The sequence below is a fragment of the Lwoffella lincolnii genome, assembly GCF_002014765.1.
GTDB lineage: Bacteria > Pseudomonadota > Gammaproteobacteria > Pseudomonadales > Moraxellaceae > Psychrobacter > Psychrobacter lincolnii.
In genome coordinates, this window is the sequence record NZ_MUYT01000019.1 from 1 (window position 1) to 773 (window position 773).

General features: G+C 38.2%; 2 protein-coding genes. One reads left to right on the forward strand and one right to left on the reverse strand.

Going from position 1 to position 773, the window contains the following annotated elements:
* A partial coding sequence (locus B0682_RS09190; protein WP_240494967.1) for a pilin occupies positions 1–360 on the forward strand: 360 nt, incomplete at its 5' end.
* Between the two features lie 86 nt (positions 361–446).
* Here the strand turns inward: B0682_RS09190 and B0682_RS09555 are convergent.
* Positions 447–773 (reverse strand): hypothetical protein (locus B0682_RS09555; RefSeq protein ID WP_078308433.1); only part of this gene is annotated, 327 nt, incomplete at its 5' end.

Here is a 773-nt window from a genome sequence, read left to right on the forward strand (position 1 = left end):
CAAGTATCAGAAGCCTTTACTTTGGCTGATGGACTAAAAACCAGCATTAGCACCAATCGCCAAAATGGCAGATGTTTTGCTGATAGTGCTGGCACTTCAGCCCAAACTGAAGATAAACTTGACGGAAAATATGGTACAGCCACCATTCTTCAAGAAGGTGCTGATACTGCTGGTAGTTTAGTTTGTGGTATTCATTATAAGTTTAAAGATACTGGCGTATCTGACAAGCTTAAAGGCAAGGAAATTGTTCTAAAAGTAACTGAAGATTCGACCTTACAATTGATGAAAGGTGATAGTGCTACTATTGAATCTAAAAAAACAAGTATTACAGACAAATACCTTCCAAATGCTTTTAAATAACGATTAAATTCTACCCAGCATAATATCAAAAAAACAAGCTCTCACCATTCATTGATGAGAGCTTGTTTATCTTTTTTAAGAAATCATTAAACCAACTTACAAGTACCTGATTCTGTTTTACACTCAACTGCCTTCCATTCAGCTTTAGTACCACGAGTTTGTGGTGAGAAATACAGGGTGTCAGAAGCAATAAAACCAGCTTTCTGATTATCTTTACCAGATATTGCAGCACCTTTGGCTGACTCTGTAGGTTTAGTAGTTTTTATGGGACCTACAGCACAAGCATTCCCAGTAAATTCAGCAAATTCTGTATTTGATGCAATATCTGCCACACGGATACTCATCCATGCCTTCGCTTCACCCAAACAAGCAGTATTAGCAGAACGTTGGGTGTAGTTCTGATACGCAGGCAG